This window comes from Amycolatopsis sp. NPDC058278, from assembly GCF_042881395.1.
Lineage (GTDB): Bacteria > Actinomycetota > Actinomycetes > Mycobacteriales > Pseudonocardiaceae > Amycolatopsis.
In genome coordinates, this window is sequence record NZ_JBHVXZ010000004.1 from 149,691 (window position 1) to 173,120 (window position 23,430).

The 23,430-nt window shown below is 73.0% G+C and carries 28 protein-coding genes; 11 read left to right on the top strand and 17 right to left on the bottom strand.

The window, feature by feature from the left end; all coding sequences use genetic code 11:
• Window positions 1-3: 3 nt before the first annotated feature.
• On the bottom strand, window positions 4-231 hold the full coding sequence (locus ACFVYA_RS03375; protein ID WP_003084005.1) for a hypothetical protein: 228 nt from the start codon (window positions 229-231) through the stop codon (window positions 4-6).
• A gap of 160 nt (window positions 232-391) precedes the next feature.
• On the opposite strand from ACFVYA_RS03375, the gene ACFVYA_RS03380 reads away from it, so the two are divergent.
• The 3 genes from ACFVYA_RS03380 to ACFVYA_RS03390 are packed head-to-tail and all read left to right on the top strand — an operon-like array spanning window position 392 to window position 2,668.
• Window positions 392-934 (top strand): TetR/AcrR family transcriptional regulator, encoded by a 543-nt coding sequence (locus ACFVYA_RS03380; RefSeq protein WP_387041877.1) that lies wholly within the window; start codon window positions 392-394, stop codon window positions 932-934.
• Window positions 931-1,548, top strand: coding sequence for a class I SAM-dependent methyltransferase (locus tag ACFVYA_RS03385; RefSeq protein ID WP_387041879.1), 618 nt, complete (start codon window positions 931-933; stop codon window positions 1,546-1,548). Before ACFVYA_RS03380 ends, ACFVYA_RS03385 begins: the two co-directional genes overlap by 4 nt.
• 25 nt (window positions 1,549-1,573) lie before the next feature.
• Window positions 1,574-2,668 carry a hypothetical protein gene (locus ACFVYA_RS03390; RefSeq protein WP_387041882.1) on the top strand — a complete coding sequence of 365 codons (1,095 nt, stop codon included), beginning with the start codon at window positions 1,574-1,576 and terminating at the stop codon, window positions 2,666-2,668.
• Between the two features lie 109 nt (window positions 2,669-2,777).
• Here the strand turns inward: ACFVYA_RS03390 and ACFVYA_RS03395 are convergent, their stop codons facing one another.
• The 7 genes from ACFVYA_RS03395 to rimP all read right to left on the bottom strand — a co-directional run bounded on the left by ACFVYA_RS03395 (window position 2,778) and on the right by rimP (window position 9,628).
• Window positions 2,778-3,602, bottom strand: coding sequence for an alpha/beta hydrolase (locus ACFVYA_RS03395; protein WP_387041884.1), 825 nt, complete (start codon window positions 3,600-3,602; stop codon window positions 2,778-2,780).
• Between the two features lie 3 nt (window positions 3,603-3,605).
• Window positions 3,606-4,082, bottom strand: a complete 477-nt coding sequence (gene rbfA / locus ACFVYA_RS03400) for a 30S ribosome-binding factor RbfA (RefSeq protein ID WP_285993557.1) — start codon at window positions 4,080-4,082, stop codon at window positions 3,606-3,608.
• A 19-nt stretch (window positions 4,083-4,101) separates the two neighbouring features.
• Entirely contained in the window at window positions 4,102-4,395 is a 294-nt protein-coding gene (locus tag ACFVYA_RS03405) for a DUF503 domain-containing protein (RefSeq protein ID WP_285993558.1), read from the bottom strand.
• A 150-nt stretch (window positions 4,396-4,545) separates the two neighbouring features.
• The gene (gene infB / locus ACFVYA_RS03410; RefSeq protein WP_387041939.1) at window positions 4,546-7,569 is read right to left on the bottom strand and encodes a translation initiation factor IF-2; all 3,024 of its coding nucleotides are present in this window, start codon (window positions 7,567-7,569) and stop codon (window positions 4,546-4,548) included.
• 78 nt (window positions 7,570-7,647) lie between these two features.
• Complete coding sequence (locus ACFVYA_RS03415; protein ID WP_387041887.1) at window positions 7,648-7,965, bottom strand: YlxR family protein; 318 nt, start codon at window positions 7,963-7,965, stop codon at window positions 7,648-7,650.
• Between the two features lie 77 nt (window positions 7,966-8,042).
• Window positions 8,043-9,089, bottom strand: a complete 1,047-nt coding sequence (nusA, locus tag ACFVYA_RS03420; RefSeq protein WP_285993561.1) for a transcription termination factor NusA — start codon at window positions 9,087-9,089, stop codon at window positions 8,043-8,045.
• Complete coding sequence (gene rimP, locus ACFVYA_RS03425) at window positions 9,086-9,628, bottom strand: ribosome maturation factor RimP (protein ID WP_387041889.1); 543 nt, start codon at window positions 9,626-9,628, stop codon at window positions 9,086-9,088. The genes nusA and rimP overlap by 4 nt, the downstream gene beginning before the upstream one ends.
• A 120-nt stretch (window positions 9,629-9,748) precedes the next feature.
• Here rimP and ACFVYA_RS03430 point away from each other — a divergent pair, with 120 nt between their 5' ends.
• Entirely contained in the window at window positions 9,749-10,684 is a 936-nt protein-coding gene (locus ACFVYA_RS03430; protein WP_387041892.1) for a ferritin-like domain-containing protein, read from the top strand.
• A gap of 37 nt (window positions 10,685-10,721) precedes the next feature.
• Here ACFVYA_RS03430 and ACFVYA_RS03435 read toward each other — a convergent pair whose 3' ends face one another.
• The 5 genes from ACFVYA_RS03435 to ACFVYA_RS03455 form a co-directional block, all read right to left on the bottom strand.
• Window positions 10,722-11,318 (bottom strand): hypothetical protein, encoded by a 597-nt coding sequence (locus ACFVYA_RS03435; protein ID WP_387041942.1) that lies wholly within the window; start codon window positions 11,316-11,318, stop codon window positions 10,722-10,724.
• A 112-nt stretch (window positions 11,319-11,430) separates the two neighbouring features.
• Window positions 11,431-12,444 carry an aminotransferase class V-fold PLP-dependent enzyme gene (locus tag ACFVYA_RS03440; protein ID WP_387041894.1) on the bottom strand — a complete coding sequence of 338 codons (1,014 nt, stop codon included), beginning with the start codon at window positions 12,442-12,444 and terminating at the stop codon, window positions 11,431-11,433.
• 42 nt (window positions 12,445-12,486) lie between these two features.
• Window positions 12,487-13,251, bottom strand: a complete 765-nt coding sequence (locus ACFVYA_RS03445) for an isocitrate lyase/phosphoenolpyruvate mutase family protein (RefSeq protein WP_387041896.1) — start codon at window positions 13,249-13,251, stop codon at window positions 12,487-12,489.
• Between the two features lie 9 nt (window positions 13,252-13,260).
• Window positions 13,261-14,751: a PH domain-containing protein gene (locus tag ACFVYA_RS03450; RefSeq protein ID WP_387041899.1), complete on the bottom strand. Its 1,491-nt coding sequence runs from the start codon at window positions 14,749-14,751 to the stop codon at window positions 13,261-13,263.
• The gene (locus tag ACFVYA_RS03455) at window positions 14,748-15,245 is read right to left on the bottom strand and encodes a PH domain-containing protein (protein ID WP_387041901.1); all 498 of its coding nucleotides are present in this window, start codon (window positions 15,243-15,245) and stop codon (window positions 14,748-14,750) included. The genes ACFVYA_RS03450 and ACFVYA_RS03455 overlap by 4 nt, the downstream gene beginning before the upstream one ends.
• A gap of 93 nt (window positions 15,246-15,338) precedes the next feature.
• Here ACFVYA_RS03455 and ACFVYA_RS03460 point away from each other — a divergent pair, with 93 nt between their 5' ends.
• The gene (locus ACFVYA_RS03460) at window positions 15,339-15,935 is read left to right on the top strand and encodes a TetR/AcrR family transcriptional regulator (protein ID WP_285993568.1); all 597 of its coding nucleotides are present in this window, start codon (window positions 15,339-15,341) and stop codon (window positions 15,933-15,935) included.
• Window positions 15,936-16,072: 137 nt separating this feature from the next.
• Here ACFVYA_RS03460 and ACFVYA_RS03465 read toward each other — a convergent pair whose 3' ends face one another.
• Window positions 16,073-16,732: a GPP34 family phosphoprotein gene (locus ACFVYA_RS03465; protein ID WP_387041904.1), complete on the bottom strand. Its 660-nt coding sequence runs from the start codon at window positions 16,730-16,732 to the stop codon at window positions 16,073-16,075.
• 189 nt (window positions 16,733-16,921) lie between these two features.
• On the opposite strand from ACFVYA_RS03465, the gene ACFVYA_RS03470 reads away from it, so the two are divergent.
• Window positions 16,922-18,136: a sensor histidine kinase gene (locus ACFVYA_RS03470; RefSeq protein ID WP_387041944.1), complete on the top strand. Its 1,215-nt coding sequence runs from the start codon at window positions 16,922-16,924 to the stop codon at window positions 18,134-18,136.
• Window positions 18,111-18,761: a response regulator transcription factor gene (locus ACFVYA_RS03475; protein WP_086844009.1), complete on the top strand. Its 651-nt coding sequence runs from the start codon at window positions 18,111-18,113 to the stop codon at window positions 18,759-18,761. The genes ACFVYA_RS03470 and ACFVYA_RS03475 overlap by 26 nt, the downstream gene beginning before the upstream one ends.
• Here the strand turns inward: ACFVYA_RS03475 and ACFVYA_RS03480 are convergent.
• The 3 genes from ACFVYA_RS03480 to ACFVYA_RS03490 form a co-directional block, all read right to left on the bottom strand.
• On the bottom strand, window positions 18,758-19,465 hold the full coding sequence (locus tag ACFVYA_RS03480; protein ID WP_387041908.1) for a M50 family metallopeptidase: 708 nt from the start codon (window positions 19,463-19,465) through the stop codon (window positions 18,758-18,760). The genes ACFVYA_RS03475 and ACFVYA_RS03480 overlap by 4 nt on opposite strands.
• Before the next feature lie 77 nt (window positions 19,466-19,542).
• Window positions 19,543-19,914 (bottom strand): helix-turn-helix domain-containing protein, encoded by a 372-nt coding sequence (locus tag ACFVYA_RS03485; protein WP_285993572.1) that lies wholly within the window; start codon window positions 19,912-19,914, stop codon window positions 19,543-19,545.
• A 40-nt stretch (window positions 19,915-19,954) separates the two neighbouring features.
• On the bottom strand, window positions 19,955-20,377 hold the full coding sequence (locus ACFVYA_RS03490; protein WP_387041911.1) for an SRPBCC family protein: 423 nt from the start codon (window positions 20,375-20,377) through the stop codon (window positions 19,955-19,957).
• Between the two features lie 23 nt (window positions 20,378-20,400).
• On the opposite strand from ACFVYA_RS03490, the gene ACFVYA_RS03495 reads away from it, so the two are divergent.
• The 4 genes from ACFVYA_RS03495 to ACFVYA_RS03510 all read left to right on the top strand — a co-directional run bounded on the left by ACFVYA_RS03495 (window position 20,401) and on the right by ACFVYA_RS03510 (window position 23,354).
• Entirely contained in the window at window positions 20,401-20,931 is a 531-nt protein-coding gene (locus ACFVYA_RS03495; protein ID WP_387041914.1) for a TetR/AcrR family transcriptional regulator, read from the top strand.
• Window positions 20,932-20,943: 12 nt separating this feature from the next.
• Complete coding sequence (locus ACFVYA_RS03500) at window positions 20,944-22,674, top strand: CocE/NonD family hydrolase (protein WP_387041917.1); 1,731 nt, start codon at window positions 20,944-20,946, stop codon at window positions 22,672-22,674.
• 69 nt (window positions 22,675-22,743) lie between these two features.
• Window positions 22,744-23,148 (top strand): hypothetical protein, encoded by a 405-nt coding sequence (locus tag ACFVYA_RS03505; protein ID WP_387041920.1) that lies wholly within the window; start codon window positions 22,744-22,746, stop codon window positions 23,146-23,148.
• Window positions 23,145-23,354 carry a hypothetical protein gene (locus ACFVYA_RS03510; protein ID WP_387041923.1) on the top strand — a complete coding sequence of 70 codons (210 nt, stop codon included), beginning with the start codon at window positions 23,145-23,147 and terminating at the stop codon, window positions 23,352-23,354. The genes ACFVYA_RS03505 and ACFVYA_RS03510 overlap by 4 nt, the downstream gene beginning before the upstream one ends.
• Window positions 23,355-23,430: the final 76 nt, after the last annotated feature.

Sequence of the window (23,430 nt, forward strand, 5' to 3'; positions counted from 1 at the left end):
ACACTAGGAAGCGGGATCCGAGGCGTCCCACGCCACGACGTCGACCGTGCGCCGGCCCCGGGTTTCCACGACCAGGACGGTCGTGCCCTTCGGCAGCTCCGTGTCGGACCAGGCAAGGAAGGTTTCCAAGCCACCCCTGATCCTGATCAGCACCTCCCCGGGGCCCCGCTGCCCGCGGGTGCCGACCAGGAGGACTCCGGTGCGGCCGGACGGGGAAAGGTCGGAGTGCATGGGTACCGACCTCCCCTCGGTGGCCGTCTCGGTGCGGGTTCACCCCCGCTGCCACCATTGTGCTCCCGGCCGGCGCCCGAGGTGGGCACTGTGAGGTTCCGATCAGGCAGGCAACCGGGCGAGCCGCTCGAGCGTGCAGCCGAAGCTGTACTCTCGCAGCGTGACCGTCGAGCAACGCCCCCTGCGCGCGGACGCCCGGCGCAACCGGGAAGCACTGGTCGCGGCGGCGCGGGAAGTCTTCGGCGCCAAGGGGGTCGACGCCCCGCTCGACGAAATCGCCCGGCGCGCCGAGGTGGCGATCGGCACCCTCTACAACCGGTTCCCGACGCGGGCGGACCTCGTCGAAGCCGCCTTCCTGCCGGCACTGGAAGAAGCTCAGCTCGTGCTGGAGGAGGCCCTCGCGTGCGAGGACCCGTGGGAGGGTTTTGTCCTGTTCCTCGAGCGTTCGGTGCTGATGCAGGTCTCCGACCGCGGCTTCACCGAGATCTGCTCGCGGACCTTCGACCCGGCGTCCGGACTGGAGAAAGCCAAGCAGGCCAACGGTTCCCGGATGAACCGGATCATCTCGCGCGCCCAGGAAGCAGGGGCGTTGCGGCCGGACTTCCGGGGGTCCGACCTCGCGATCGTGTTCGCCGCGGCGACCGCCACCCCGGACTGGCGGCGCGCGCTCGGCATCGTCCTCGACGGCCTGCGCGCGCGATGACCTGGCTCGCGGACACCGCCACCTCGTACGACACGGTGGCTTCGAGCTACGCCGAGTTCGTTTCCCGCGCGCTCGAGGAGCAGCCGTACCTCAAGGCGGCGCTGACACTGTTCGCCTCGCAGGTCGACGGGCCCGCGGTGGACGTCGGCTGCGGCCCGGGGCACTTCACGGCGTACCTGGCCTCCCTGGGCGTCGACGCGTCCGGCATCGACCTCTCGCCGGGGATGATCGACCTCGCGAGCCGGTCACACCCCGAACTGCGGTTCGAGGTGGGCTCGATGACGGACCTGCCGCTCCCGGACGCGTCGGTCGCGGGCGTGCTGGCGTCCTGGTCGCTGATCCACGTCCCGGACGAGGCGGTGCCGGTGACGCTGGGTCACTTCCACCGCGTGCTGCGGCCGGGCGGGCTGCTGATGATCGGCTACCACGTCGGCGTGGGAACCCGGCTGAAGACCCAGGGTTACGGCGGGCACCCGATGCGGGTCAACGTCCACCTCCGGCAGCCGTGGTGGCTGGCGCGGCGGGTGCGGGACGCCGGGTTCACCGTCGACGCGGAATGGCTGCTGGACCCCGAGGCCGAGGTTTCGCAGGGGATTCTCTTCGCTTCGAAATAGCGCGTTGATGAGTTACGATCCAGCCATGTTGATGGGGGTTTTCCGCCGATTCGGCGTTTTCGTGACTGTCGTGCTCTCGGTGCTCGCCTCGACGTTGCTGCTCGGCGCGTCCGCCGCGCACGCCGCGCCGCCGCCGCTGGGCAAGCAGAACTGGGTGGTCAGCGTCGCCGGGTTCACCGACGCCGCCGGCAGCAACTACCTACGGCTCGGCTACCTGGTGTTCGACCCGTCGAGCAACGCCGTCCAGCACAACTTCTGGACGTGGAGCCAGCGCGACTTCCCGGTCCCGGTCAGCAGCGGCGACGTCTACTACTGCGGCGAGTTCCAGCCGGGCACCAACCCGCGCAACAACTGCCCGATCAAGACGGCGCCGGGGTTCACCGGTGACCCGAACGGCCACTTCACCGGCACCTACGCCTACAACTCGACGTCCGGGCAGGTGAGCATCACCTGGACGAGCAGCACGATCAACGGCTCGACGACCGCGGTCAACCTCGGCGAGACCTGGGCGGTCTCCGAACTGCACCCGGGCCTGGGCCGGATGCAGCTGGTCGGCGACACGTACTCGATCACCGGCGGCTACGCCTACGGCAGCAACGCCTCGCTCGCGCAGACCAGCAAGGCGTCGATGAGCGCGATCCGCGCGACCGAACGGAAGTACGTCTACGAGGCGCACAGCTGGAACAAGCTGAAGGTCACCACGGTGGCCCGCGGGTCGGCGGGCAGCTTCACGGTGAGCCCCAGCTGGAACGCCTGCACGGACGGTTCGTGCCTCGGGTACGTGCAGAAGAACGCGGGTTGTGACGCGGCGTCCTGCTGCCCGAACCCGGGCACCGCCGAGTACGACGCGTGCGTGAAGAAGCTCGCCGACAGCGGCGACCGGCGGTTCTACTACCTGACCGGCGACCTGGGCGGCCGCCGCAACAGCTACGAGTTCTGGTGCGAGTGCCTGTCGTACGACGGGTGCTACCTGGCGAACAGCCACGTGCGGCCACTGCTGCAGGTGATCGACGACGCGGGAGCGTTCCAGGGCTGGGTGGGCGCCGAGGTCAGCCCGGACCGCAGCGGCACCCGGACGATGGACGGCGAGTACTACAGCGCCTTCGCGATGGTGGCTTAGGCGAAGGCCTGCTCGGCGAAGCCGAGGGCGCGGATACGGCAGTCGTGCCAGCCCATCTGCGGGAAGTCGGCGTCGGTCCGGATGGCCTTGGACAAGCCGGATGGGTCGGTCACGACAGGCGCTCCCCCACGAACTTCAGGATGTCCGGCAGCACCCCGCGCCAGTAGTCGTCGTCGTGCTTGCCCGGCGAAAACCGCGATACCGCCGGGTTCACGGCCTTGACCAGCTTGCGGTCCGCGCCCAGGAACGGGTCCGACTCGCCGCACCACACGCCGAGGGATCCGGGGTGTAGCTCGGCCGGGTGCAGCAGCGGTTCCGCGTCGCGCCAGTTCGCCTCGTCCGCGAAGACCTTGCGGCTGCGGGCGTCCGGCCAGCTGACGAACAGGGCCGCGCTCGCCGTGGCCACCGCCTTCAGGTCCGGGTGGGCGCGGGCGAACCGCAACGCGCCGAAGCCGCCCATCGAAATGCCGAACACCGCCGACGGCGGACGCAGGTCGCGGCCGGCCAGCCAGCCCGGGACTTCGTCGGTGAGCATGCGCTGCGGGTCGTCGTCCGAACCGACGTTCACCCAGTAGTGGTCGCCGTCGATCGCCGCGATGGCGAACGGTGGTGTTCCCGCGCGGACCGCGGCCGTCAGGAGCGCGGGGACGCCCAGCGAGAGGAACGTCCGCGCCCGGGCGCCGCGGCCGTGCAGGGCCAGGCACACCGGCAGTCCCGAGGCCGGGACGCCTTCCGGCGTGATGAGCACCAGGTCGACGTCGGTGCCGCGGGCGGCCGAGCGCGTGCGCTGGACCGTCACCGGATCGGACAAAGGTGCCGGACCGGTCGGCACCGGCACCGCCGGCGGACCGGGAGGTGGCCCCGAGGGAGCCGACGAACAGCCCGCCAGCAGCGCGAGTGCGCTGCCGGCGAGCAGGCCGCGGCGGGAGAGCACGGGTCAGCCCCGGCTCTCCTCTTCCGCGAGCTCGTCGTCGTCCTCGGGTTCGCGGGGGGCCTTGTACGGGTCGGGCTCGCCCGCGTGCTGGGCTCCCGCGGAGCGGCGCGCAACCTCCGCGTCGGCCTCGCGGGCCTTCGCGAGCAGGTCTTCGATCCGCTTCGACTCCTCGGGGATGGTGTCCGCGACGAACGTCAGCGTCGGCGTGTAGCGGACCCCGGTGCCCTGCCCGACCTTCGTGCGGAGCATCCCGCGCGCCGATTCGAGCGCGGCGGCGGCGCCGGCGAAGTCCGGAGGGACGTCCAGCTTCTCGCCGAGCACCGTGTAGTACACCGTGGCGTCGTGCAGGTCGCCGGTGACCTTCGTGTCCGTGATGGTCACGTAGTCCAGCCGGGTGTCCTTGACCTCGTGTTCGATCGCGGACGCCACGATCTGCGAGATCCGCTTGGCGAGCTTGCGGGCCCGAGCAGGATCAGCCATGTCGTTCTCCTAGAGAAATCTAATCGTCTGGACCGAGCAGCCGGCGGTGGGCGGAGATCAGTTCGAACTCCGGCCTGCTCGCCACGTACCGCTCGCACGAGTCGAGCACGTCACGGACGTGCTCGCCACCTTCGGCGACCACGGCCACCCCGATGAGGGCCCGGCGGTGCAGATCGGTGTGACCGGCTTCGGCCACCGACACGGCGAAACGCTTGCGCACCTCGGCCAGCACCGGACGGACCACGGACCGCTTCTGCTTCAGCGAGTGAACGTCGCCGAGCAGGATGTCGAGCTCAAGGGCTCCGACGAACATAGGCAAGTGAGTTTGGTGTAGTAGGGACTACCCGGGGGTCCAGGGGGCTTGCCCCCTGGCGGGGGTTTGGGGGTTCGACCCCCAAGGGACAAGGTAGAGGCGGGGAGGGGTGAGCGGTTTCCGCGAGCACACCCCTCCCCAAACCAGCCTCTACGCGCGGGGCTTCTCGCGCTGCTCGTACGTCTCGATCTGGTCGCCGACCTTGAGGTCGCCGTACGAACCGAGCGTCAGACCGCACTCGTAGCCCTCGCGGACCTCGACCACGTCGTCCTTGAACCGCCGCAGCGAGCTGACCGGCAGGTTCTCCGCGACGACAGTGCCGTCGCGCAGCAGCCGGGCCCGGGCGTTGCGCCGGATCTCGCCGGACATGACCAGGCAACCCGCGATCGTGCCGATCTTGGAGGACTTGAAGACCTCGCGGACCTCCGCGCGGCCCAGCTCGACCTCTTCGTACTCCGGCTTGAGCATGCCCTTGAGGGCCTGCTCGATCTCGTCGATCGCCTGGTAGATGACCGTGTAGTACCGGACGTCGACGCCCTCGCGGGTGGCCCGCTCGGTCGCCTTGCCCTGGGCGCGGACGTTGAACCCGAGGACGATCGCGTCGGACGCGGTCGCCAGGTCGATGTCCGACTCGGTCACGCCACCGACACCGCGGTGGACCACGTTCAGCTCGACCTCGTCGCCGACGTCCAGCTGGAGCAGCGAGGCTTCGAGGGCCTCGACCGTACCCGAGTTGTCACCCTTGATGATCAGGTTGAGGCTGTTCGTCTCCTTCAAGGCGGAGTCGAGGTCCTCGAGGCTGACCCGCTTGCGACGCGACGCGTTGAGCGCGTTGCGCGTCCGGGCGGAGCGGCGCTCGGCGATCTGCCGGGCGACGCGGTCCTCGTCGACCACCAGGAAGGTGTCGCCCGCACCCGGCACCGAGGTGAACCCGATGACCTGGACGGGACGCGACGGCAGCGCCTCGGTGACGTCGACGTTGTGCTCGTCGACCATCCGGCGGACGCGGCCGTAGGCGTCACCCGCCACGACCGAGTCACCGACGCGCAGCGTGCCGCGCTGGACCAGGACGGTGGCCACCGGGCCGCGGCCGCGGTCGAGGTGCGCCTCGATCGCGACACCCTGGGCCTCCATGTCCGGGTTGGCCCGGAGGTCCAGAGCGGCGTCGGCGGTCAGCAGGATCGCCTCGAGCAGACCGTCGATGTTGATGTTCTGCCGCGCGGAGATCTCGACGAACATCGTGTCGCCGCCGTACTCCTCGGCCACGAGGTTGTACTCGGTCAGCTGCTGCCGGATCTTGTCCGGGTTCGCGCCTTCCTTGTCGATCTTGTTGATCGCGACCACGATCGGCGCCTTGGCGGCCTGCGCGTGGTTGATCGCCTCGACCGTCTGCGGCATCACACCGTCGTCGGCCGCCACCACGATCACCGCGATGTCGGTCGAGTTCGCACCACGGGCACGCATGGCGGTGAACGCCTCGTGGCCCGGGGTGTCGATGAAGGTGATCAGGCGCGGGTTGCCCTCGAGCTCGGTCTCGATCTGGTACGCACCGATGTGCTGCGTGATGCCGCCGGCCTCGCTCTCGCGGACCTTCGTCTTCCGGATCGTGTCGAGCAGGCGGGTCTTACCGTGGTCGACGTGACCCATGATGGTCACGACCGGCGGCCGGATCTGCAGGTCCTCTTCGCCACCCGCGTCGTCGCCGTAGGTGATGTCGAAGGTGCCCAGCAGCTCGCGGTCCTCCTCCTCGGGGCTGACGACCTGAACGTGGTAGTTCATTTCGCCGCCGAGCAGCTCGAGGATGTCGTCCGACACGGACTGCGTCGCGGTGACCATCTCGCCGAGGTGGAAGAGCACCTGCACCAGCGAAGCCGGGTTGGCGTCGATCTTCTCGGCGAAGTCGGTCAGCGAAGCACCCCGCGGCAGCCGGATCGTCTCGCCCTGCCCCTTGGGCAGGCGGACGCCGCCGACGCTGGGCGCCTGCATGTTGTCCATGTACTCCTGGCGCTTCTGCCGCTTCGACTTGCGACCCTTGCGCGAGGGACCACCCGGACGCCCGAAGGCACCCGCGGTACCGCCACGGCCACCGGGGCCACCACGGCCACCGCCGCCGCCACGGAAACCGCCGCCACCGGCCGGGGCACCGCCGCCGCCACCGGGGCCGCCGCCACCCGGGCGGAAGCCGCCGCCACCGCCGCCGCCACCGGGACCGCCGCGGAAGCCACCGCCGCCGCCACCGCCACCGGGACCGCCGCGGAAACCGCCGCCACCGCCACCGGGACGACCGCCGCCACCGCCGGGGCCGCCACGGGCGCCGCCACCGGGACCACCGCGGGCGCCGCCACCGGGACCGGGGGCCGGGCGCTGCGTGCGGCCCGGCATCATGCCGGGGTTCGGCCGCGGGGGCATGTTGCCCGGGCTCGGCCGGTTGCCACCGGCGCCACCACCCGGCCGCGGGGCCGGACGGTCACCGCCGGCGCCACCGCCGGGACGCGGGGGCCGGTTGTCGCCGCCCGGGCCGCCACCGGGGCGCGGCCCCTGCGGACGCGGCGGAGCGCCGGAACCGACGCCGAACGGGTTGTTGCCGACACGCGGGGTGCGCGGGCCGGGCTTGGGACCGCCGGGCTTGGGGCCCTGCGGCTTCGGCGGGACGACCGAACCGGTGCCGCCCGCGGGGGGCGTGGCCGGGGTGTCCTGCCTGGGAGCGGCGGGCGCGTCCGCTTTCGCGGCCGGGACCTGCTCCTGGGGTGCGGGTGCGGCGGGCTGCTGACGCGGGCCGGGCCGGGGGCCGGGGCGCTGCCCCGGGGTGGCCGGCTTCGACGCCGCGGGCGCCTGCTGCTGGGGTGCGGCCGGAGCCGACGTGTCCGACACAGCCGACTCGGCCGGGGCGGGTGCCGCCTTGGCCGCCGGAGCCTGCTGGGCAGGCGCGGGGGGCTTCGGGGCGGACGCGCCGGGCTTGGCGGCCGGCGGGCCGGGGCGCGCCGACGGACCGGGGGTGGGCTTCTTGGCGCCCTTGGGCGCATACGCGTCGCGAAGACGGCGGGCGACGGGCGCCTCGACCGTGGACGACGCGGACTTGACGAACTCGCCCTGTTCCTTCAACTTCGCGAGCACGTCCTTGCTGGTGATGCCGAGCTCTTTCGCGAGCTCGTGTACGCGGGCCTTGCCTGGCACAACTCTCCTCATCTAGGGGAGGCCAGGCGGAAAACCCGCTGACCTCGTCCTTATTGTCTGACGCTCATGGCTTCAGCTTCACGGCTGACTCATGACGGGTCGACCTGCTTCCTTGAATCCTCGCGACCCCGGGGACGTCCCGGGATCGTGGTGCGGTGTGGTGCGCCCGACGTGCTCGCGGACTTCGCGGGCATCGAGCGCCCCGGGAGCCCGCAAGGCTCTCGGGAAGGCTCGCCGCCGCTCGGCCTTGGCCAGGCAGTCCGGGTCGGGGTGCAGCCACGCTCCCCGGCCCGGCAGCCGCCGACCTTCGTCGACGACCACCCGCCCGGCCACCGCGACCACGCGCAGCAGCTCACCGATCAAGGCCCGCCGCTTGCAGCCGACACAGGTCCGCACCGGGGAAATCCGGTGGGGCTGGTGCTCGGCTACCCGCCGCGGGCTTCGAACCACTCCTGAGTCTAGCGCTTCGACCTTCACTCAGCCGAACCGGTTGTCGCGGCGGGCCGCGAAGGACGTGCGTGGTCTTGATCACCCTCGTCGTCCACCGGTGCGGCGTCGCTGCGGATGTCGATCCTCCAGCCGGTCAGACGGGCGGCGAGGCGGGCGTTCTGGCCCTCCTTGCCGATCGCCAGCGACAGCTGGAAGTCCGGCACCACGACGCGGGCGGTCTTCGTCCGCTCGTCCACGACTCGTACCGAAACAACCTTGGCGGGCGACAGCGCATTCCCGACGAAGCGAGCGGGATCCTCGGAGAAGTCGATGATGTCGATCTTCTCCCCGGCCAGCTCGCTCATCACGTTGCGCACCCGCGCGCCGACCGGGCCGATGCAGGCGCCCTTGGCGTTGACGCCCGGCACGGTGGACTTGACCGCGATCTTCGTGCGGTGCCCCGGCTCGCGCGCCACGGCGGCGATCTCGACCGTCCCGTCGGCGATCTCCGGCACCTCCAGCGCGAACAGCTTGCGCACCAGGTTGGGGTGCGAGCGCGAGAGCGTGATCTGCGGGCCGCGGTTGCTGCGCGACACCGTGACCACGTACGCCTTGATCCGGCTGCCGTGCTCGTAGGACTCCCCGGCGACCTGCTCGCCGGACGGCAGCACGCCCTCGGTGTCACCCACCTGGACCACGACCATGCCGCGCGCGTTGGCGCGGGCGTCGCGCTGGATGACGCCGGCGACGATCTCGCCCTCCTTGGTGGAGAACTCGCCGAAGGTCTTCTCGTGCTCGGCGTCGCGCAGCCGCTGCAGGATGACCTGGCGCGCGGTGGTGGCGGCGATCCGGCCGAAGCCCTCGGGGGTGTCGTCCCACTCCTCGTCGACCTGGCCGTCGTGGGTCAGCGTGTGCGCGAGCACGCGCACCAGGCCCGTCTTGCGGTCGATGTCGATGCGGGCGTGCGGCTGGTGGCCCTCGGTGTGCTTGTAAGCGGTGAGCAAGGCCGTTTCGATGGCCTCGATCACCGTTTCGAAGGGGATGTCCTTGTCCCGTTCGATCGCCCGCAGCGCGGCGATGTCGACGTTCACTTCGACCCCTTCTCCGTCTTGGCCTGACCGGCAGCGATCATGCCGGACGCGTCGTCTTCGAGCAGTTTCAGGTCCTCGGCGGGCGGCTGCTTGAACTCGATCTCCACGACCGCCTTCGCCACGTCGGCGTAGCGGACGTCGCGGAGCTTGCCGCCGGCCAGGACGCGGGCGGCGTCCTCGCCCGCGTGACCGACCCGGCCGACGAAGGGCGCACCCTCCGCCGGGCTGACCTTCACCAGGCGGAACCGCGCCCGCCGCCAGTGCCGCGGCTGGGTCAGCGGGCGGTCGAGGCCCGGCGAGGTGACCTCCAGCGTGTAGGCGCTCGCGAGCACGTGCTCGTTCTCGTCGAGCGTCGCCGAGACCGTGCGGCTGATCTCGGCGATCTCGTCCAGCCCGACCCCGTCGTCGGAGTCGACGACGACCTTGACCAGCTGGCGCCGGCCGGCCTGCTGGACCTCGAACGAGTCGAGGTCGAAACCCGCGGCGGTGACGGCTTCGGCCACTATCGGCTGAAGCCGGCTGGCGAGTTCTCCTGGCACGTGGGGCTCTCCTTGGTTCGGGTCGGGGTACGCGGGTCGGTGGTGGACCAGCTTATCCGGTCGCCCGCTCGGCCCGCGCGAGCGGCGGGGCCGCCCCGGGGCCTGGCAGGATGGGGCGGCGTGACCGGAAGATCGACCGAGCTGACCCGTCGTGCCGCCCTCCGCGCGGGGGCGCTGGCCGCACTGGCCGTTCCCCTCGCCGCCTGCGGACCCGGCTACGACGAGAGCCCCGACCCGCTGCAGCCGCTGCTGGCCGCCGCCCAGGCGGACGCCGACGCCGCGCGAGCGCTGGCCAAAGGCGCGGACGCCGACATCGCCGGCCAGCTGGCCGACGCGCGCGCGGCCCACGCGGCCGCGCTGAAGTCCGAAGTGGACCGGCTGAACCGGCCCAAGCCTTCGCCGTCCGCGGCGCCACCGGCCCCCGCGGCGCTGGGCGGCCTGAAGGAGCGGCTGGCGGCCGCGCGCAAGCAGGCCGAAGACCTCGTCGGCGGGCTGCCGCGCTACCGCGCCGGGCTGGTCGCGGCGGTGGCGGCGGGCTGCGCGGCGCTGCAGCGCACCGCCCCCGCGCTGGGCCCGGGCGAGGACGCCCCGAAGGTGGGGACGGTCCCGGCCGGCGCGGTGCCCCCGGAGGCGGTGGACCCGCTGCAGATGGCCCTGGCGGCCGAGCACGCGGCGATGTGGGTGTACGGGCTGGTCAGCGCGTTCCTGCCGGGCGAGTTCGGCGACGCGCAGAAGAGCGGCGCGGCGGAGCACGCCCTGCGCCGCGACTACCTGCAGACGACGCTCTCGGCGGCCGGGGCGACCCCGGTGGCGCCGGAGGCCGCGTACGTGCCGAAGACCCCGGTGACGGACGCGAAGTCGGCGTCCCAGGTGGTGGCGACGGCCGAAGCGGACTGTGCGTCGGCGTGGCTCGCGGTGATCGACCACACCGACGACGCCGGCCTGCGCACGACGGCGCTGCACGCCCTGGTGGCGGCGTCGCGGCGCGGCACACCTTGGCGGGCGGAGGCGGGCGAGAAGCCGGTGGCGATCGCCATGCCCGGCCAGAACGGCTGATCCTCCCGGTCCGGGCGCCCGGCAGCGGGCGCCCGGGTCAGGAGTGCAGGTCGGCCGACAGGCGGAGGGCGTCGTCGGCGATGCTCTCGATCAGGTCCTTGTCCTTGTGCTTGGCGTAGAAGTCGGCCAGCACGATCGTCGTGTTCGTGCCCTCGACCTTCGACGCGTACGCCGCGTCCGTGCCGCTCACGCTCGGGGTGCCGGCGTCGGCGAACGTCTTGTCCTTCACCAGGTCCGTGACGTTGCCGGTCTCGTCCTGCTCGGTCAGTGCCTTGAGCGCCTTCGCCTTCGCCGAGTCCGGCATGCCGACCAGCGCCACGGACACCAGCGCCTTCGCACCACCCGACTCCGTCGTGTACAGCGCCCGGACCAGCGACTGGCACGGCGTGTCCTGGAAGAAGGCCTTCGTCTTGCCGTAGGACTTCTCGACGCAATCCGTCGTCTTCGCCGGGCCCGCGACCAGGGTGAACTTGAACTTCCCGGTGTTCTGCGCCGGCGGCTGCGCGACCGGCTGGTCCGGTGTCGAGTCGTGCCGGATCAGGAACCACAGCAGCCCGGAGACGACGGCGATCGCGACCAGCCCGGCTCCCCTGAGCAGCAGGGACCGGGTGTTGCGAGCCGGCGGCCCCGGCACGGGCGGCCGGGGCTGCGGGGGCACCGCGCCCAGCGGGGCCGTGTCGGACGGGCCTGGGGTGAAATGCGCACCAACCACGGGGTCATACGGTAGTTCACGCGCGTTCGCAGGTTCACTCGAATGCGGGTAAGACGCGTTCGACGTCGTCAAGGGTGTTGTAGAGGTGGAAGCCGACCCGCACCCGGCCGCCGCGGACGCTCGACACGATGCCCGCCTCGGCGACCCGGGCCGGGTCGCCGTCGAGCGCCACGATCGCGGACCCGCGCGGCGGCAGTCCCAGCTTCTCCAGCAGCGTGTCCGCGAGGCCGACGTTGTGCGCCTGGACCTGGGCGAGGTCGAGGCCGGCGAAGTACTCCAGGGCCACCGCCGAGCCGACCTGGGCCAGCCAGACGGGCGAGAGGTCGAACGCGCGGGCGTCGCCGGCCAGGCGCAGCGGGAGGCCGTAGACCGTGGCCCACGGGTTCTCCCCCGCGTACCAGTTCGCCGCGACCGCGCGGGTGCGCTCCTGCGCGTCCGGCCGCACCGCGAGCCACGCGCTGCCGCGCGGCGAGCCGAGCCACTTGTAGCCCGCCCCGGCCACCCAGTCCGCCCAGGCGACGTCCAGCGGCAGCCAGCCGGCCGCCTGGGTCGCGTCGAGCAGCACCGCCGCCCCGGCGGCCTCGGCCGCGGCCCGCAACGCCGGCAGGTCCACGATCCGGCCGTCGGCGGACTGGACGACGCTCACCGCGACGACGTCGTGCCCCTCGACCCGCGCGGGCAGCTCGTCCAGGGGCACCTCGGTCACCGTGACGCCGGGATGCACCGCGAAGGGGAACGTCACGCTGGTGAAGTCGCCCTCGGCGGTGAGCACGCGGGTGCCGGCGGGCAGCGCCGCGGCGACGTTGGCGATGAGCTGCGAGACCGACGCGCCGCTAGCGACGCGCCCGGGTTCGACGCCGAGCAGCCGGGCGAACCCGGCCCGCGCCCGCGTGACGTACTGGTCGAACTCCCCCGGCCGGGTCGCCCCGGTCCGCCAGCGTTCCACCGATTCGGCCACGGCCTCGGCCACCGGCGCGGGCGGGATGCCCACGCTGGGCGTGTTGAGGTATCCGGACGGGGCGGCGAAGTCGGTTCCGAAGGCACGCATGCCCCGAGCCAAGCAGATCGGGCCGGGCCGGTTCACCCGAATTTACGGCAGCAGCGCGGCGACGTCGGCGTAGGCCGGTGGGCTCAGCGGCAGCTCACGGCCGTCGCGCACGGCCAGCGCCGTTTCGGCCGCGGCGGCGAGGGCCATCCGGTACGGGAGCGAACCGAGGCTGACCCGCGCGACGCCCAGCTCCGCCAGCGCGGCCACGGTGCCCTTCCCGGGCTGGAACAGCAGGTTGAGCGGCAGGCCGACGCCGACGATGCGCTCGACGTCCGCCGGTTCGGCGAGACCGGGCACGAAGACGCCGTCCGCGCCCGCCGCCGCGTACGCCCGCACCCGCCGCTCGGCTTCGGCGATCGTGCGGTCGCCCGCCCAGTGCGTGTCGGTCCGGGCGTTGACGAACAGGCCGGGCACCCGCTCCTTGACCGCCGCGACCAGGGCGCACTGGACGTCGACCGGGGCCAGCGAGCCGTCGGCCCGGCCGTCTTCGAGGTTGACGCCGACGACGCCCGCGTCGGCCAGCTCGGCCGCGAGATCGGCGACCGCGGCCGGGTCCGCGCCGAAGCCGTCGGCGATGTCGACGCTGACGAGCGCGTCCAGCCGCGCCAGGCGGGCGGCGAGGGCGACGGTGGCGTCACGCGTCGACGGCGCCCCGTCCGGCTCCCCCACCGCCGCCGAGACGCCGAGGCTGGTCGTGCCCAGGGCGCGGAAGCCCTGCGCGGCGAGGAAGGCGCCGACGCCGAACTCCCACGCGTTGGGCAGCAGCAGTGGGGAGCCGGGGACGTGCAGGGCACGGAATTCGTCCATGCCCCGAACCTAGGCCCGCGTCGCTTCGGCGGGCACCGAAGCGAACTGCGCCAGCACCCCCGGGACGGCCTCGACCGCGAAGGCGAGCCCTTCGGCGGCGTCGGCGTCGCGGATCGCGTAGGCGCCGGTGCCCGCCGCGGTGGTCGCGGTGAACGTGGCCAGCCCGCGACGGCGCTGGAACACCGACTGCCGCACGGTCCAGCCGATCACCCCGTCCCGCGTCAGCGCGGCCGTGCTCCGCCGGACCGAACCCGCGCGCAGCACCAGGTAGCGGCCGCACGAGCCGTGCCCGAGGCCGCGGTAGGCGTCCAGGGCGAGCAGGACGGCCACCGGCAGCGCCACGACGGCGAGCGCCCCGCCGAGCACGAGCAGGACGTCGGTGAGCAGCGTGCCGAGCAGCAGCAGGACGAGCACCGGCGCCAGCACGGCCGCCGACGCCCGGCGCAGCCGCCGTCCGCGCGCCGCCACCGGGTGCGGCACCAGCGCGACCGCGTCGATGCGCTCGCCAAGGACCTTCGCCGCGACGCCGTGCGCCACCGCCCGCGGCGCCGCGGGCAAGAGCGTCTTGGACTCGGTCTTGTCGTCGTCGCGCTCCATGCCGGTGGCGATGGCGTCCACCCGGGCGGCACCGGCGAGCCGGGCCCCGAGCGGCTCGACCAGTTCGATACCGCGCAGGCGCCGTTCTTCGACGGTGGTCGAGCGGGTGGTGAACAGCCCGCGGCGGACGCGCAGGGTCCCGCCGGGTTCGCGGTCCAGCCGGTAGTGCCACCACATCTCGGTGAACAGGCCCACGGCACCGGCCACGCCGGCGACCACCGCCAGTGCCGGCAGGAGCAGGATGCTCGCCGTCAGCGGCAGGTCGCCGAAGAGGTCGAGCAGCCACTTCAGCAGCCCGCCGCCTGCCCCGAACCAGTCCGCGACCTTGAACAGGGTCCCGAACGCGGCCAGGCCGAGTGCCGGCGCGACGAAAGACACCGGTGCGTAACGGATCCAACGCGGATCGAGTGTCGCGAGTGGACCGTCCTCGGTGGCCTGATCCGGGAGCCGGTGCAGGAGCTCGGCGCGCAGGGCTTCGGCGTCCGCCCTGGCCAGTGGGGAGAGGGTGATCTTCTCCTGCTGCCCGGTGCCGATGGCCAGCGCGGCGACGCCGAACGCGCGGTGCAGCGGGTTGGCGGTCAGGTCGGCGCTGCGGATCCGTTCGCGGAGCAGGGATTTGCGGGTGTGGACGGCGAACCGGAACTCGATTTCGAGCCGCTCGGCCGTGCAGCGGAACCGGGTGTGCCGCCAGCGGACGTACTCGGCGAGCACGCCCGCGCCGACGAGGAGCGCGGCGGCCGGGAGGAGCCAGAGCGATCGGGTGCCGATGGCGATCGGGGTGCCGGCGGAGACGGCGACGCCCGCCATGAGGATCGCGGTGACACCCAGGGTGCGCCGGTCGAGCCGGCGCCAGCCGCCCGGGTCGCGGTGGACGTGCGCCGGGCCGGCCGCGGAGGGGCTCATGTCGCGTCCCCCGGGATGGCGTCCGTGCGCTCGGTCAGCCGCTCCGCCACCTCGGCCGCGAGCTGCGCGTCGAGGCCGCGGAGCCGGATCGCGCCGCGGGCCGAGGCCGTCGTCACCGTGACCGTCGCCAGGCCGAACCGCTGCTGGAGTGGGCCGCGCAGCGTGTCGACCGTCTGGACGCGCGACAACGGGGCCACCCGCCACTCCTGCCACAGGAACCCCGAGCGCACGTAGACGGCCGTTTCGGTCACCTCCCAGCGGTGCAGGCCGAACCACCACCGCGGCAGCACCGCGCACCAGGCCGCACCGAAGACGGCGACCACGGCGGCCGGGACCAGCAGCCAGAACACGGCCGGCGGGAGCAGCAGGCCGAGGCCGCCGAGCACGAGCACGGCAGGCGCGAACGCCAGCGCTCCCTGGGTGCGCCACCAGGCGATCGCGCGGCGGTCGAGCGCGTGGCGCGGTGGCCGCAGCCGTAGTTCTCCGGTCTCCACCGGACACCCCCCGAGGTTGTTTTACAATGCGATCGCATCGTAACGGCGGAACCCAGGTTTTCGCAATGCGATCGCATGACAACGGGAGCGGGCGTGCCGAAACAGGTGGATCACGAGCAGCGCCGGGTGCAGATCGCCGAGGCGCTGCAGCGGCTGACGACCCGCGCCGGGCTGGAAGGCGTCAGCCTGCGCCAGGTCGCGGCCGAAGCGGGGATGTCCATGGGGTCGGTCCAGCACTACTTCAAGACGAAGGACGAAATGCTGCGGTACGCCCTCGAGCACCGCCACAAGCTCCGCAGCGAGCGGATCACCGCGAAGGTGCTGGCCGAGGGACCGCCGACCCCGCGGTCGATCCTCCGCGCGTGCCTGGTGGAGATCCTGCCGCGCGACCCCGACAGCGAAGCCGACTTCCTGATCGGCGTCGCGTACTTCATCCGCGCCGTCGCGGACCCGGCGATGGCGAAGGCCTTCGGCGAGGGCATGCCGGAACTCCTGGCCTTCTTCGCCGGCCAGGTCCGCCAGGCCCAGGAGGCGGGCGAGGTCGCCGCGTCGGCCGACCCGGCGACCGAGGCCGCCCTGCTCTGGGCGATCGCCGACTCCCAGGGCTCGGAAATCCTGATGGGCCACCGCACCCCGGCCGAGGCGATCTCCACAGTGGACTACTACCTCGACCGCCTCTTCACCCCCTGACCGTGTCGTCCCGCCGATCACGCGTGCCGGCTCCTCAATCACGCGTGCCGACCCTCCGCGCACAGCCGGCGTGTGCGGGAAGGGCCGGCACGCGTGATCCCGGGGTCGACACGCGTGATCAGGAGGTCGACACGACGTCAGCCACCGCCTCCTCCGCCGCCGGAAGCCGCGGAGATCGCGGCCGCGCGGGCCGCCTGGAGTTCGCGGATCACCTTGCGCAGGGCCGGGACCGCGGCGCCGGCCTGCTCCTCCAGCCGGGCGAGCCGCTCGCGGTGCCGGCGCCGCTCGCCGCGCGGGAGCACCGCGCCGAGCTCGGCCGCCGCGGCCAGCGACGTCAAGGCGGCGACGTCCGCGGGCACCGGCGCATCGCTCCGCACGGCCGCGGCCACCTGGTCGTGGAGCGCGGCCGCGGTCGCCGCGTCGCGGACCTCGGGACGGCGGCGCGGGAACAGGCCCAGGACGCGGGACGTCCGCAGCGAAATCACGCCCGCCGCGTCGAGCTGGGCCTCCAGGGACTGCAGCGTCCCGCGGGCGCCGCGGCGCACCCAGGCGCGCCACTTCCGGTGCGGTTCGGCGGCCAGCTCGGCGAGCAGGTCGTCGAGCACCAGGTGACCGGTGGCCCCGGCGCCGGCGACCGCCGGGCGGCCGCCGTCGTCGGTGAGCCGGCCGCGCAGCACCAGGTCCGTCAGCGCCGCCGCCCGGACCAGCTGCGCCACGCGCTCCCGGTCCGGCAGCCGGTTGCGCCCGGTGTCGCACGCCAGCAGGTATGCCCGGGCGGGTAAGGACAGCTCGCTCATTTCACTTCCGTCCCTCGTCGTGTGTGCCCAGTCCACCGGTTCCGGGGGCGCCGCGAAACCGGACGAGGAGGGTGTTCGCGGCGACGAACGTTGCGCACCCCGGCGGCCCGGCGCAACTTTGGTTGCGCATCCGGGGCGGGGGCCCTGGCCTGCCGTTACCGTGGCCGCGTGAACCGCACCCGGCCGCCGATGTGGCCCAGCCGCGCCGACGCCTTCTGGCTGTTCCTGCCGGCGGTGGCGTTCGCCGGGCTCAACGTCTTCTACCAGTTCCTCGGCGAGCGGACGACCGGCGTGCTCGGCCCGGCGGCGGGGCTGGTGCTGCAGGTGGTCTGCGACCTCTCGCTGGTGCTGCTGTTCCGGTTCCCGGCGCTGGTGGCCGGGCTCGTCACGGTGGCGGCGTTCGCGATGCTCGCCTCCGACCTGTTCGCGCCCGGGCTGCTCGTGCCGGTGCACCCGATCGCGCTCACGACCGTGCCGACCATCACCCCGGTGCTGCTGGCCCAGGCGGTGCGGGTGCTGGACCGGCGGACCGTGCTGTGGCTGGCCGGGATCCTCGCGATCGTGGCCATGCGGCCGTGGGCGCCGAGCTGGGCCACCACGCCGTTCGGGCTGCTCAGCACCGCGCTGCCGGTCGCGATCACGCTCTACACCGAAGCCCGCAAGCAGCTGCTGCAGTCCCTGCGCGACCGGGCGGAACGCGCCGAACGCGAGCAGCACCTGCTCGCCGAGCAGGCGCGGGCGGCGGAGCGGCGACGGCTCGCGGGCGAGATGCACGACGTCGTCACGCACCGGCTCAGCCTGATGGTGCTGCACGCCGGCGCGCTCGGCGTGACGTCGGCCGACCCGGCGGCGCGGACGGCGGCCGAGGACATCCGCCGGGAAGGCGCGCTGGCGCTGGACGAGCTGCGCGACCTCGTCGGCGTCCTGCGCAACGGCGCCGAGACCGGGCCGCGGACGCTCAGCCCGGACCAGCCCGGCGATCCGGCCCGGCTGGTCGAGGAGTCCCGGTCGGTCGGGGTGGCGACGGACCTCGTGGTGGACGGCGATCCGGCGCAGGTGTCGCCCACCGTCGCGCGCACCGCGTACCGGCTCGTGCAGGAGGCGCTGACGAACGTGCGCAAGCACGCGCCGGGCGCGTCGGCGACGGTGTCCCTGCGCTACCACCCGGGCGGCCTGGACGTCTCGGTGGGGAACACGGCGGCGGCGCACCCGCCGGACCCGGCGCTGGCGGACAGCGGGTCCGGGGCCGGCCTGGCCGGGCTGCGACAGCGCGTGGAACTGGTCGGCGGGCGTTTCGACGCGGGCCCGCGACCCGGCGGCGGGTTCCGGGTCGGTGCGATACTGCCCGCCTACGTCCCGACGGCGGAAGGCACGCACTGTGATCCCGGTGCTCGTGGTCGATGACGAACCGATGGTCTGCGCGCACCTGCGCACGATCCTGGGTTCGGCGGCCGACATCGAAGTGGTCGCCCAGGCCGCCGACGGCGCCGAAGCCGTCGAGGCCGTGGTCCGGCACCGGCCGCGCGTGGTGCTGATGGACCTGCGGATGCCGGGCGTGGACGGGCTGACGGCCATCGCGCGGATCACGGCGCTGCCCGACCCGCCGGCGGTGGTCGCCCTGACGACGTTCGACGCGGACACCTACGTGATCCGGGCGCTGCGGGCGGGCGCGGCGGGCTTCCTGGTGAAGTCGACGCCCCCGGAGGACCTGATCGGCCTGGTCCGGGTGGCCGCGGACGGCCACACGGTGCTCTCGCCGTCGGCGGCGCGACGGCTGGTGGCGCTGTCTTCGGACAGCCGGGAACGCGGCGAAGACGCCCGGCGGCGGACCGCGGGCCTGACCGAGCGGGAGCGGGACGTCCTGGCCTGCCTTGGTTCCGGACTGTCCAATGCGGACATCGCCGCCCGGCTGCACCTGGCCGAGGCGACGGTGAAGAGCTACGTCTCGCGGATGCTCGTGAAGCTCGACTGCGCGAACCGGACCCAGGCGGGGTTGCTGGCCCACGAGGCGGGTTTGGTGGCCCGCTAACGAAACAGCAGCGGCGCGGCGTGCCAGATCGCCCAGCCGTTGAGCAGGAACCACCCGCCGATCCACAGCGGCGACGGCATCTTGGTCTGTTTGGCCAGCTTGGCGGCGTCGTCCGTGCGGCCGGAGAACCCGCTGCTCTTGCGGTTCACGACGAGCACACGCACGCCGGCGAGCTCGCTGGTCAGCAGCAGCCAAGCTTCGGTGTAGGCGATGGCGGTGCGCAGCCAGCTCGGGGCATAGCGCAGGGCCGCGTACACGAGCGCGCCCACGGCGACGATCATGATCAAGGTGCGCAGATCCCGGGCGAGCAGCAGGAGGAACACCAACGCCACGAGGGTCAGCACGAGCACCGCCGAGACGCGCCCGCGGTGCAGCAGGGCGGCCGCACCCAGACCGGCCAGTGGCGGCATCGCGTAGCCGGCGGCGGCGACCAGGACACTGGCCAGGCCCGCATGGCCGCCCGACCACGTGGTGCCACCTTCGGCACTGTCGATCTTGACGCGGGAGACGTCGCCGCCCACCAGCAGCGCCACCACCGCGTGGCCGCCTTCGTGGAACAGGGTGCCCAGGACGTTGGCGTTGCGCAGGAGGCTCCGCCGGCCACTGGGCGGCGTGACGACCGAGGTCAGCGACACCGCGAAGGCGAACAACGCGGTGACGGCAACGACTCCCCAGCCCGGCGCGGGCACGGTCTCGTTGAGCACCGCGACAGTGTCCCCGCGGACGGGGCGGCAGATCCCGGATCGGAACGGAATGTCCAGGAGCTGTCCAGCCGGGGTGACTACGCGGAGGCGGGCGTGTGCTCCGCGTCGTAGGCGTCCCGGGCCTCCTGGACCGAGGACATGTGCCGCCGGGCCCAGCGGTCCAGCACGTCCAGCGGCTCGGACAGGTCGCGCCCCAGTGATGTCAGTTCGTACTCGACCTTCGGCGGGATCGTTGGGTACGCCGTGCGGGTGAGGATGCCGTCGCGGACCAGGCTGCGCAGGGTCTGCGTCAGCACCTTCTGGGAGATCCCGTCCACCCGGCGGCCGATCTCGGTGAACCGCAGCGGGCCCCCGGAGAGCGCGCCGACGATCAGCACCGTCCACTGGTCGCCGATGCGGTCGAGCAGCTGGCGGGTCGGGCAGTTGCGGTCGTACGGATCGGGCCCCACGGCGTGCCTCCTCACTCTCCCAGGGAGAGTAACACGCTGATCAGGCGGTGGCCGCCAGTCCCGCGGCCACCCGCTTGATGAAGGAGCCGAGGAACCACCGGTAGAACCAGCCCGTACCGGGAATCTTCGGCGTGAACGTCGAGTGCCAGTGGATGTCCGTGCCGCCGTCACGGGGCGAGAGGTCGACGTAGGCCACGTAGTCCCGCAACGGCAAGCCGTGCTCCAGCGCGTAGCCGAAGCGGCGGCCGGGCTCGAGCGCGACGATCCTTTCGTACGAGCGGACGCCGTTGGTCTTGAACAGCCGGACCGCGCCGAGGCCTTCCGGCTCGCCCTCCCCCGCGCGGACCAGCTCGAACGACCCCAGCGGCGACCACGCCGGCCAGCTCTTGCCGTCTCGCAGCAGGGCGTAGACGGCGTCGGCCGGAGCAGCCGTCCGGGCGTGGACCGAAATGCGTTGTACCATTTGGTACGTGTACCATCTGGTACATGATCGACGCAAGCCCGCGCGCCAAGCTGCTCGACGCGGCGATCGACCGGATCGCCCACCACGGCGGGGCCGACCGGAGCCTGCGGGCATTGGCCGCGGACCTGGGCACCAGCCACCGCATGCTGATCTACCACTTCGGCTCGAAGGAAGGCCTGCTCACGGCGGTGGCGCGGGAGGTGGAGGCCCGGCAGCGCGCCGCGCTCGCCGGCCTCGACCCGGCGGAGTTCTGGCGCCGGCTCACCGACGACGACCTGCGCGCCAACGAAAAGCTGTTCTTCCAGCTCTACGGCCGGGCACTCGGCGGCGCCCCGGGCACGGCGGAGTTCCTCGACGGCGTGATCGAGGACTGGCTCGGCCCCATCGAAGCCCGGCTCGCCCAGCTAGGCGTCCCGGAGGCCGACCGGCCCGCCCACGCCCGCCTCGGGCTCGCCGTGGCGCGCGGGCTGCTGCTCGACCTCGTCACGACCGGCGACCGCGCCGCCGTCGACGCCGCCATGGAGAAGTTCCTGGCGCTCTACGAAAAACCGTGATCTTCTGGCTCGATGCGACTGATACTGGGGTTCTTGGCCGCTTTGCTCACGACGGCGGGGCTCGCAACCCCGGCCGTCGCCGCGGAAAGCCGCCCGGTCTACTCCTACGCGGACGCGATCCGCGAGACGGCGTGGGTGGAGACCGGCACCGACCACGACCGCGACGGCAAGCCCGACCGCGTCGCCGCCGACGTCATCCGGCCCGGGGCGCGCGGGCGCGTCCCGGTGATCCTCGACGTCAGCCCGTACTACGCGTGCTGCGGCCGCGGCAACGAACAGCAGAAGAAGACGTACGCGCCGGACGGGACGCCGCAGCAGTTCCCGCTGTTCTACGACAACTACTTCGTGCCGCGCGGGTACGCCGTCGTGCTGGCCGACGTCGGCGGGACGAACCGGTCGTCCGGCTGCTTCGACGACGTGGGGTCCGGCAACGCGGTCGTGAACTGGCTCAACGGGCGCGCGAAGGCCTTCGACGCCCCCGAAGGCGGCCGTCCGGTGAGCGCGGACTGGGCCACCGGGGATGTCGGCGCGATCGGCAAGTCGCAGGACGGCGCGACCGCGATCGGGATGGCCGCTTCGGGCATCGCCGGGCTCAAGACGATCGTGCCGATCGAAGGCGTCGCGGACAACTACGCCCAGCTCATCGGCAACGGCGCTCCCTTCGCCACGCCGGAGAACACCGGGTCGCCCTTCACCTACAACGAGCGTGCCGCCGAGCTGTGCAAGCCGTTCGAGGCGGACCTCAAGGCGCGTGCGGGCACGAGCGGTGACTACAACGCCTACTGGCAGAGCGTGAACTACGTCCCGCGCGCCGGGCAGGCGAGCGTGCTGATCGCGCAGGGCTTCGGGGACTGGGTCGTGACACCGAACCAGTTCGCCCGGTACTGGGACGCGCTGGGCCGGGCCGGCGTCCCGCGCAAGGCGTGGCTGAGCCAGGCCGGGCACACGGACCCCTTCGACCTGCAGCGGGCGCAGTGGGTCGAGACGCTGCACCGCTGGTTCGACCGCTGGCTGCTCGGCCTGCGCAACGGCGTCGAGCGCGAGCCCGCCGTGCACCTCGAAACCGCGCCGGACCGGTGGACCGACGTCCGGAGCTGGCCGCCAGCCACACTCCCGCTGACGTTGCACCCCTCGAGCGACGGCACGCTGGGTCCGCGGGGGTCCGGCTCGGCGACCGTCGTCGACGACCCGGCCGTCACCCGGGAGGAGTGGACGACGCGGTTCACCGGTGCTCCGCTGATCTCGGCGGTGCGGATCGCCGGGTCGCCGTCGGTGACGATCACGGCGTCGTCCGACAAGACCGCCGCGCGGCTCGGCGTCGCGCTCGTCGACTACGGCCCGGCGCAGACGCGCAACACCGCCACGTACGGCAGCGGCGTCAAGAACCTCGCGACGCGCTCTTGCTGGGGCATTGGCACCGACGCCGACAGCGCGTGCTTCCTCGACACGGCCGCCGACGTCGTCTCCGTCGACCACCGGATCGTCGCCGCCGGCTGGGCCGACCTCGGGCACCACGCGTCGCTGCGGCACGGGGAACCGCTCGTCCCGGGCCGGGCGTACACCATGACGTTCAGCCTCACCGCGCTCGACCACGTCGTCCCGGCGGGCCACCGGCTCGGGCTGGTCCTCGGCGGCACCGACGGGCTGCTGTTCGACCCGGCGCTGCCGCGCCTCGGCGACACGGTGACGTTCGACCTCGCGCGGACGTCGGTCACCGTCGGCCTTACAAAGCCCGAACACTAGGCGGACGCCGTCCGAACACCGCCGCGCCAGAGTTCTCCTCGTACCCCGGAACGGACAGAGGGAGAGACGATGCGAGGAACCACCTGGACGCGGCTGGCGCTGGCGGGCGGTGCGAGCGCGGCCTGCCTGCTGGTGGCGGCGCCACTGGCGTCGGCCCAGACGACGTCGCCGGCCCCGGTCGCGCCGATCACGCTCAGCCCGCAGGAGTCGCAGCAGGTGTGCTCGGACTGGGTGCCGAAGCTGCAGAAGCGGGCCGACAACCTGAAGAAGCGGATCAACGGCGGCGCCGAGGTCAAGGGCTCGGTCGCCAACCTCAAGGCGCGGGCGGCCGACCAGCGGGCGGCGGGGCACACCGCCCGCGCCGACCAGCTGGACCAGCGCGCCACCAAGCGGCAGGGTCGCGTCGGCGAGCTGGACGCGGCGAAGCAGAAGCTGGACGCCTTCGCGTCCGCGCACTGCAAGCCGGCCAAGTGAGGGGCGCGAGGGTCGCGGCGGCGGTCGGGGCCGCCGCGGTCATCGCGCTCGGCTGCTCGGCGTGCCGCGACAACCTGATGGGCTCGCCCTCCGGGGACACGCCCGCGCCGACGTCTTCTTCGGTGTCGTCGTCGTCGGAACTGGGCGGGATCGAGTCGACACTCGACGGCATCGAGTCGGACATGAACAGCGATGGCTCGCCCTGACCGGCTAGCGTCTCCCCTCTGAACACGGCGGAGACGGGAGCAGGCATGGGGTCACCGGGACGCGGCCTCGTCCGCG

What these genes read in the sequence shown, in the direction of transcription:
- ACFVYA_RS03445 (WP_387041896.1), bottom strand. Translation starts at nt 13,251, where the DNA reads ATGGACGAATTCCGTGCCCTGCACGTCCCCGGCTCCCCACTGCTGCTG.
- ACFVYA_RS03450 (WP_387041899.1), bottom strand. Translation starts at nt 14,751, where the DNA reads ATGAGCCCCTCCGCGGCCGGCCCGGCGCACGTCCACCGCGACCCGGGC.
- ACFVYA_RS03440 (WP_387041894.1), bottom strand. Translation starts at nt 12,444, where the DNA reads ATGCGTGCCTTCGGAACCGACTTCGCCGCCCCGTCCGGATACCTCAAC.
- rbfA (WP_285993557.1), bottom strand. Translation starts at nt 4,082, where the DNA reads ATGGCTGATCCTGCTCGGGCCCGCAAGCTCGCCAAGCGGATCTCGCAG.
- ACFVYA_RS03390 (WP_387041882.1), top strand. Translation starts at nt 1,574, where the DNA reads ATGTTGATGGGGGTTTTCCGCCGATTCGGCGTTTTCGTGACTGTCGTG.
- ACFVYA_RS03500 (WP_387041917.1), top strand. Translation starts at nt 20,944, where the DNA reads ATGCGACTGATACTGGGGTTCTTGGCCGCTTTGCTCACGACGGCGGGG.
- ACFVYA_RS03505 (WP_387041920.1), top strand. Translation starts at nt 22,744, where the DNA reads ATGCGAGGAACCACCTGGACGCGGCTGGCGCTGGCGGGCGGTGCGAGC.
- ACFVYA_RS03375 (WP_003084005.1), bottom strand. Translation starts at nt 231, where the DNA reads ATGCACTCCGACCTTTCCCCGTCCGGCCGCACCGGAGTCCTCCTGGTC.
- ACFVYA_RS03470 (WP_387041944.1), top strand. Translation starts at nt 16,922, where the DNA reads ATGTGGCCCAGCCGCGCCGACGCCTTCTGGCTGTTCCTGCCGGCGGTG.
- ACFVYA_RS03495 (WP_387041914.1), top strand. Translation starts at nt 20,401, where the DNA reads ATGATCGACGCAAGCCCGCGCGCCAAGCTGCTCGACGCGGCGATCGAC.
- ACFVYA_RS03385 (WP_387041879.1), top strand. Translation starts at nt 931, where the DNA reads ATGACCTGGCTCGCGGACACCGCCACCTCGTACGACACGGTGGCTTCG.
- ACFVYA_RS03465 (WP_387041904.1), bottom strand. Translation starts at nt 16,732, where the DNA reads ATGAGCGAGCTGTCCTTACCCGCCCGGGCATACCTGCTGGCGTGCGAC.
- ACFVYA_RS03405 (WP_285993558.1), bottom strand. Translation starts at nt 4,395, where the DNA reads ATGTTCGTCGGAGCCCTTGAGCTCGACATCCTGCTCGGCGACGTTCAC.
- ACFVYA_RS03490 (WP_387041911.1), bottom strand. Translation starts at nt 20,377, where the DNA reads ATGGTACAACGCATTTCGGTCCACGCCCGGACGGCTGCTCCGGCCGAC.